Origin of the sequence: Clostridium psychrophilum (assembly GCF_018861705.1) — a bacterium.
In the GTDB taxonomy this organism is placed as follows: Bacteria; Bacillota; Clostridia; order Clostridiales; family Clostridiaceae; genus Clostridium_AD; species Clostridium_AD psychrophilum.
Window position 1 is genome coordinate 1 of the sequence record NZ_JAHLEC010000134.1, and the last position, 7915, is coordinate 7915.

The window sequence follows — 7915 nt, forward strand, 5'->3', positions numbered from 1 at the left end:
GAAGGAAAATCAATACTGGATTAAATAAAGGTGAAGCAATAAATGCTTTGGCTAGAGCTTTATTTTTTGGAAAGCACGGAATGCTTTATGAGAAAGATATTCAAGGACAAGTACAAAGAGCTACTGCTCTCAGCATGATTATAAATTCAATAACTCTTTGGAATACGTTATATTTACCTAAAGCTATTGAGAAACTAAAAGAAACAGAAGAAGTTAATGAATTATATATGAAGCATATATCTCCTTTAGGATGGGAACATATAAATTTTATTGGACAGTATAATTTTGATGATAATTGTGATTATGATTTAGTAAATAATATGAGACCATTAAAATCAATCTAATAAAAAACAGTTACCTATTTCAATTAACTTGAATTTATGATAACTGTTTTTTCTTAATGGGACTTTTGCACAAATTGCGAGCACTACCCCCTTTAGTAATAAATACAGAATTTAGAATTTTAGATATTTTATTATTAACACTAGATAGTATAATTAATGATGGATATAATGGATATAGAAAAGGATTATATTCTATTTATGAATTTATTTTTTATGTTATTAAGGTTTATTCAGAGTAGAGATTAAAGATATATATGGGGGGGCTTAGTTTAATGAATGATTTAGGTAGCGTACGTAACAGACAGTCATCAAAATTAAATAATACTAACATAGTAAAAATCATGATATTAGATTTTTTAATTAAAGATGGAAGTTGCTATGGTTTTGAATTATCTGCTAAGATAGAAAAAATAATGAATTATATGTGGAAACCTAGTAATGGGCTAATATATCCACTACTTCGTCAGATGGAAGAAAACATGTGGTTAAAGGGTTGGTGGGATGTACCCGATAAAAAGACTCGCAGGAATTATAAAATTACAGATGAAGGAATAAAGCATTTCAAGGGTATAAAATTAATATATAAACCATTATTAGACGAATCCCTTGCTATTACACAGGGAGTATTAAATAAGATATATGGTAATAAATTATAAAAGTAATGTCTATTATGACAATGTCATAATAGACATTACTTTTATAAAAAAATATTTCATTGTAATGCATTTGTAACTTTTAACCATATCGCTGTTATGAGTATATAAATGGAAACACAACTAAAAAATTAACCCTACAAAATAAATGTAGTAGATCAGCACAAATGATTACGTTCGTTAAGTGGGTATACAGAACATAGCTGTAGCCAAAAGGAACAGGAATATTCCAAATACCTGAGTAAAATAAGTTGTTCTGTATATGTACGTTGCACAATAGCATCATTCAACACATGAGGTTTATTACGAGCTTTCAAGAGTGTTATATATTATTCTTTAGCATCGGTTAACTGACTGTCTATAAATTTGCAATCATAGGCATATTCTTAATCGGTTGCTAATTGGGTTGTGGTTTATTATTCATAAACATTCTATCCTTTCATAACATATTTTATAACAGGGGTTTTTAAAGCCTTACGTATACTCATCATATTGAAAATTTATTAATCTCTTCACGAAATATTCTTTTGCCTTTTTCTGTGAATATTATATATGTTTCACCAGTTACTTTGGCTTTTTGGTTTTTGAATCCTTATGATTAAACTATAATTCACTATAAGAAAAACCTCCCTTTATTTTCGAACTATAAGGAAAACCTACCACTATTCATCATTATTAGTCCTATAACCATACAGTAAACCCTTATTTTAGGTGTATTCTTCTTATAGTTTGTCCATTTTTAGTAGGTTTCCCTTATAGTAACCCGTTTTAAGTATGTTTTTCTTATACTCAGTCTGTCTTAAGTAGGATTTTTATATATTTCTATTCTTCCTCGGATAAAGTAGAAGCTACCTCATCATCAGCAGATTTGTCCCATCCTAATAATTTCTTTTCTAACTGCCTAAAATCCATTTTACCATCAGAGCCATCATATGTTCTTTGTTCGTAATTATTAAATGCGCCTTTAGCTTGCGATTTGAAATTGAGAACCCAATTCTCTTGAACTGCTCGTACCATCGCCCCGATATAAGAAGGCACATTATGTTTCTCTGCATAATTATCTACCACTATCTTCTTTTGTGCTATATATTCTTTCACAGATATATTAAGGTCATATTGCTTAATTGCTTTAGCAGAATCTTTCATGAATTTATCAATCTGATGAACGCCTATGGTTACTCCCAGTAATTCTTTAAACTCTGCAATTATATTGTAATCTATATCTTCAGGGATTGAGGATTTTTGATTGAATAACCCAATTTGGTCTCTATTTTCAATCTTGCTCTTTTGTTTTCGAAATTTAAAGCTTACATTTTCTACTTTCCTTTTCGCACCACTGGACTCCCATTCAACATAAAGGTCTAATTTCTTATTTATTCCTTCGACAGCGGGTAGAATAACACTTTGTCTTATGTTTGACCATAGTGGATACTCGTTGTCATCAATTCCTAATAAGAATCTTAATTTTTCTAATGTAAAGGTTCTTGTTCCGTAAATTTCATATTGTTTCAGCAATTCATATATACGGCATGTGTAAAAACTTTTTATGTACTTCCTAACATCAAAATCAAATCGAGTATAACACCCTTTGAACATCAGCAGGTCAGCAATTAAATCGGGATGAAACTGGATGCTTATTGAATTTTCATCATCATTAAAAATACAGGTTATCGCCCAATTTTTTTTTATCAATCTGCCTTTTTCGCTATATACTAGCTGTCTCTTTAATAGTCTATTTGCACTCTTAGCTAATTCCTCATATACTGTATTGTTTTTAATGTTATATTCTTTCTTGTAGTCTGAAACATAGATTGTTATTTCCTCAAATTGTGCTTTCTTTATAAGAGCTGCGACCTCCTCTGCAGACAAATTTTTATCAAGCATTATAACTTCCAATTTCATCAAAGCTAAATCTACTAGTCTATTTTCGCTCGTTGTAAATTTATAACTACCCTCTATTAATCTATTGGATTTTAAAATTTCTCTTTTCTTAACGCCGCTCTTAATTATTTCCATTATATCCACCTTTCGAAAAATTCTGACAATTTTCCTGTTTTTAATATAGTTTGGTAGTATTTTCATATACAAAAGTAGGTTTTTCATATACAAAAGTAGGTTTTCCTTATAGTTTGGTAGGTTTTCCTTATAGTAAACCCATTCAATCACAGTCATATCAATCCACGGATTGAGGAGAAACTCTTTAAACTTCTTTAAACTTTTTTAAACTCTCTTAAATAACTACACGAGGATTTACTTATAGTTGTGGATAACCTTATTTATGCATCTATTTCATTGATTATATTATACCTTATTCTCTTTTCAAAAGACATTTAGTTTGAGTAAAATATAGTATATATTTACCTGTTATTCTTTCTCATCAAAAATCATGGCGTTTATAGCCTTCACAAGCATCATGTCTACAAACTCCGATTTATTATAGCCTGTCCTATCTTTACCTGTCCCACAACCCGAATATTGAGCAATTAAGGCTACTGTGGATTCTTTTAGAATAAAAGTTACGTGTCTCTTAGCATCTTTACTTGGTTGCTTAATGCTAATTCGTATAGTGTCTTTAGTTGATTTATGTCTTGTCTCAAGCTTCTTCTTAACTTGAGCTATAGTAGATGTCTCTATTTTCTCATCAGATTTATTAGGGTTAGCTATTGCAGGCTTATCATCTATCTTAGATTGTGTAGATTGACTGACATTCTCTATATCTTTTTTAGGTATGTTTTTTTCTTTCTCTTGTAAAAGAGGATTGAGTTCTTGAGTTCCTGTTCCTAGGACGTTGCTAAACATATTTCGCTTATTCTTATTTACTGCCATTATTATATTGCCTCCAGTTCTTTTAATTCTTTTACAAATTCTATATAGGCTTTATAACCTACATTTTTCACATTATAGTAGCTAATAGGTAAATTAACCATTGATGTCTCTTCTAGTTTTATATTATTTGGTATTATAGTATCAAATGATAATTCTTTAAGCAGAGGATTGTGATTTACATAATCTATAAATTCTTTCGAAATTTTTACTCGTTTATCATATTTGTTTATTAATAAGCCTATAATATTATTTCCAATTTCAAGTCCCTCACAGAGATTTTCCCATTGTCCAATTATATTCATTGCACCTTGTATGGAGTGCATCCCAATTGAAGAGACAATAATAATGCTGTCACTAACAAATAAAGCATTTATATTTGATAGGCTCAAAGCAGGTGGGGTATCACATATTATATAATCGTATTTTTCTAGGCAATCCTTATACTTCTTTAACCATCGCTTTAAGATTGCGTGCCTCATTTGTCTAGAGATTAGTCTCATTTCAGTAGCGGTAAGTTCTTTATCGCTAGGTATTATATCAACCGTAGGCATTGCATCAATAGGATGTTCTATGATTACATCTATAGGAGCAATATCATTTTCCAGTACATCGCTAATGGAATCATAACTTTCAACCAATTGGTTTAGATAGAAATTACTAGACATATTCCCTTGAGAGTCAAAATCCATCACGAGAACTTTCTTATTCTCCTTGGCAAGGAAACCTACTAAATTAAATGCTACATTGGTTTTTCCTGTGCCACCTTTCATGGTTGCAAAGGACAATATTTTTGGTTTACTCATTTATAGCTCCCCCTTCATTATCAGTGGTTTTTTATTTATTACTAATTAATAATATTATATTACATTATTACGGATGATACAATATTTAATATAATATTGAACAAAACATGTAACATAATAATTGAACACATATTATAATAATATTAGTAATACTATTTGTAATACTTATTTAATAAAATAATTAATATTTATGTTAATAAAACTATAAATATTATTAAAAATATTATTAATATTACAATAAATAATATAACATTTATTGTAATATTTAAAAAATAATTCGGACAATTCTTTATATGAATCAGCATACTTTCCATCTTTAATATAATCATTTATAGGTTTATGTGCTTTAATAGCTTCCACGCATTTAACGCTATTATAGATAATAGTTTTGAATAGATCAATTTTGAGATATTTGTCTAGAAAATATAGCTTCTTTATAAAAGTTATTTCTTAAAATACATAATAATTTTAGTTTGTTATTGAGACAATACTGGGTTAAAGGATGTTAAATATATGTTGATGAATTATCTAACTATTCAAGTTATGATGCTGACAGTACTTTATCTGCAATGAAAGAGCTTACCCAAAATGATTATATTCTTAGGGAGAGATTGGGAAATGAAAAATGATAACTAAAAAATTATCTTTATATTGTTTATGAAGTTCCTCAAACTGTTGGTATAAACTACATTGAACCTAAACAGGAAAATCCAAGGCCACTGAAGAAACCATCAATGATATGTAAGTTGATCAGGAAGTTATTAATACATATAGAGCTTGCATTTCTAGTAAAATAAGCAAGCAATAGGGAATTAAAAATACTTAAAAGGTTTCAAGTATAGTAAGAAAAGAGTTGTTAAATAATGCTATAGTTCTTGCAACAATGAAGAATGGTAAGAATTTAGGATATATATAATCAGTGATAGACAATTGAATCAAAAATGGACCCACAACATTAGAAAAGTTAATATTTATTTTACTAATTTGATAATTAAAAACAAAAAAGCTAATATGAACAGAAAGAAACAGTTAAATAAGAGAGTACATAATAAAGAGCAGGGTAAAAAAACAAAGTACTAATGATTTTGAAAAATTAGGGAAAAAATACTATTATGGTAAAATAAGAAGGAGGTAACTGAAATTGTTAACTAAATTGTTTTAGAATTAATTTGATTTTATTTTTATAATATACATAATCAAATTGTTACTGAATAAATGAAGAGTAATATATTTGGTTGATATGTATGCATGTATACAGTACATATATAGTATATATATATTATATACATGTAACATATAATCATTAAATTAGTAACAGAGAGTATATACAAAGTATTTACAATGCATATACATTGTATTATAATATTAGTATATTAAAAAAAAATAATAATAAGTACATACATTGTATATACTTATTAAATATAGGAGGATTTATATGAATTTAGGAATAGACATCGGAAATGGTTATACAAAATTTAATGAAGGTAAGTTTGCCAGTAAGGTAAAAGTTGGTGAAATAATACATTTTGGTAAAATAAAAAAAGAAATTCATCAATTGGAGTTCAAAGGAACAAGATATATAGTTGGTGAAGGTGCTTCTTTTATAGGAGATAATAGATATTTTGAAGAATATTATAAATTATGTTTATTAACAGCAATAGCTCTTAGTACAAAAGAAGATTTTATTGATGTTAATTTAGTTATAGGATTGCCACAAAAAAAACATAAACTGTTTAGCGAGAAAATTAAAAAATATATTTTGGAATTAGGACAACAACAGATAAAAGTAGATGATAAATTGTGTACAATAAGAATTAATAATTGTTTGATTTTTATTGAAGGAGCATACCCAATTAAATCACAAGAAGAATCAAATGTTTTGGTTATAGATAATGGTGCTGGAACCATAAATGTAACACAATGGGAAGAGTTAGGAATAACAACAAGTGCAACATATATAGAAGGTATGAATAAGATGTATGCAGAAATAACTTCTTATCTAAACGCAAATAAGGAGGGTGCAGATTTTAAGCCTTCTGAAATTGAAAAAATCATCAATAAAAGAAGTGTAATTATTGATAATAAAGAAACTGATATTACAGATATAAGATCGATTGTTCAAAATCATATTATGGAAATAGCTTCATTTATCAAAAATGATTTTAAAGTTAAGAATGCTTCTGAAATTTATCTTATTGGTGGCGGTGGAGCAGACACTTTAACATATTGGCAAAAACAATTTCCAGTAATTAAATTAGTAGAAAATTGTCAGGCTATTAATCAAAATATATATGAATTAGTTGCAAATAGTGAGTTTGATGAATAATAGGAAAAGCAAACCAATACCATTTAATCTTTCAAAACCAAGAGATAGTAAATTACTGGACTATGCTGAAAAACAAGATATTGCATTTGCTTCTTATATAAAAAATTTGATTGAACAAGATATGGAAAAACATGTTGAGCAAGCTGAAGAAAATATTGAAAGTAAATCAAATATTGATGAAGCTAAGTTGAAAAAAATGATAAAGGAAGTTTTAAAAGAGTTGAGCATTACTAAAGTTGATTTAGATGCAAAAGATAATAAAAAAATAAAAATATCTAATTCACAAAAAGCAAGTATTAAAGGCGTGTTAAAAAATTTAAAATAATAATTATGTACAAAAGTAATAAGTAGTTTTATGTATTACTTTTTTATATTAAAATTTAAGAGATGGATTTTATATAAATATTAAACAAAGTAAAAGAATGTAGATATAAGAAAAGTCCCAAATATAAATTTGATAATATATTGGATTTTGCAAACAAAGTATTACAAGAAAGTGAAAATACAAATAAAGATTTTAAAGTTCATCCATTGATTGATGTAGTGAGAGTATTTGGTAGTAAGGTTTAAACTGATCATATGGTAAATTTAATTTTGAACAAATATCCTACGTAAATGTATTGCCTTATACAATGTTATGAAATGAATAAAACTTAATAAGGGTTCTCGAATGTTTCTCAATCCTTAGAATAATTTGTTAATGTATAGTAAGTAACCCATGATAATAATTTTTTAGGGGTTACTTTTGTATAATTTCAAACAGATACAAAAGTATTACATATTTTTTATTTTATAAAAGTTCGTGTTTTGAATAGGTTTGGATTCAGATGTTGAGCCGACCAAAACTATCACCATAAGTATATACTCAAATGATGATAGCCACCAAAATTGCTCAATTTCTGAAACAAGCTTAAGAACGATGCCGCGTTAGTACTACTATGGCGATTCAATCTTTTCCTTCTT

Annotated in this window: 7 protein-coding genes; 4 read left to right on the top strand and 3 right to left on the bottom strand. The window is 27.7% G+C overall.

Annotation, left to right across the window (positions count from 1 at the left end; genetic code table 11):
- Both KPL38_RS17185 and KPL38_RS17190 read left to right on the top strand, forming a co-directional pair.
- On the top strand, window positions 1-344 hold a 344-nt coding region (locus KPL38_RS17185; RefSeq protein WP_216290367.1), incomplete at its 5' end, for a Tn3 family transposase.
- A 272-nt stretch (window positions 345-616) separates the two neighbouring features.
- Window positions 617-1000: a PadR family transcriptional regulator gene (locus KPL38_RS17190; protein WP_216290368.1), complete on the top strand. Its 384-nt coding sequence runs from the start codon at window positions 617-619 to the stop codon at window positions 998-1000.
- An 819-nt stretch (window positions 1001-1819) separates the two neighbouring features.
- Here KPL38_RS17190 and KPL38_RS17195 read toward each other — a convergent pair.
- The 3 genes from KPL38_RS17195 to KPL38_RS17205 form a co-directional block, all read right to left on the bottom strand.
- Window positions 1820-3013 carry a replication initiation protein gene (locus KPL38_RS17195; RefSeq protein ID WP_216290369.1) on the bottom strand — a complete coding sequence of 398 codons (1194 nt, stop codon included), beginning with the start codon at window positions 3011-3013 and terminating at the stop codon, window positions 1820-1822.
- 348 nt (window positions 3014-3361) lie between these two features.
- Window positions 3362-3823 (bottom strand): hypothetical protein, encoded by a 462-nt coding sequence (locus KPL38_RS17200; protein ID WP_216290370.1) that lies wholly within the window; start codon window positions 3821-3823, stop codon window positions 3362-3364.
- 2 nt (window positions 3824-3825) lie between these two features.
- Window positions 3826-4626, bottom strand: coding sequence for a ParA family protein (locus KPL38_RS17205; protein ID WP_216290371.1), 801 nt, complete (start codon window positions 4624-4626; stop codon window positions 3826-3828).
- Between the two features lie 1435 nt (window positions 4627-6061).
- Between KPL38_RS17205 and KPL38_RS17210 the strand changes: the two genes are divergently transcribed.
- Both KPL38_RS17210 and KPL38_RS17215 read left to right on the top strand, forming a co-directional pair.
- Complete coding sequence (locus tag KPL38_RS17210) at window positions 6062-6952, top strand: ParM/StbA family protein (RefSeq protein WP_216290372.1); 891 nt, start codon at window positions 6062-6064, stop codon at window positions 6950-6952.
- On the top strand, window positions 6945-7277 hold the full coding sequence (locus tag KPL38_RS17215; protein WP_216290373.1) for a hypothetical protein: 333 nt from the start codon (window positions 6945-6947) through the stop codon (window positions 7275-7277). The genes KPL38_RS17210 and KPL38_RS17215 overlap by 8 nt, the downstream gene beginning before the upstream one ends.
- Window positions 7278-7915: the final 638 nt, after the last annotated feature.

Excerpts from the sequence above, each read along its gene's own strand:
- KPL38_RS17215 (WP_216290373.1), top strand. The coding sequence starts at position 6,945 with ATGAATAATAGGAAAAGCAAACCAATACCATTTAATCTTTCAAAACCA.
- KPL38_RS17195 (WP_216290369.1), bottom strand. The coding sequence starts at position 3,013 with ATGGAAATAATTAAGAGCGGCGTTAAGAAAAGAGAAATTTTAAAATCC.
- KPL38_RS17200 (WP_216290370.1), bottom strand. The coding sequence starts at position 3,823 with ATGGCAGTAAATAAGAATAAGCGAAATATGTTTAGCAACGTCCTAGGA.
- KPL38_RS17205 (WP_216290371.1), bottom strand. The coding sequence starts at position 4,626 with ATGAGTAAACCAAAAATATTGTCCTTTGCAACCATGAAAGGTGGCACA.
- KPL38_RS17190 (WP_216290368.1), top strand. The coding sequence starts at position 617 with ATGAATGATTTAGGTAGCGTACGTAACAGACAGTCATCAAAATTAAAT.
- KPL38_RS17210 (WP_216290372.1), top strand. The coding sequence starts at position 6,062 with ATGAATTTAGGAATAGACATCGGAAATGGTTATACAAAATTTAATGAA.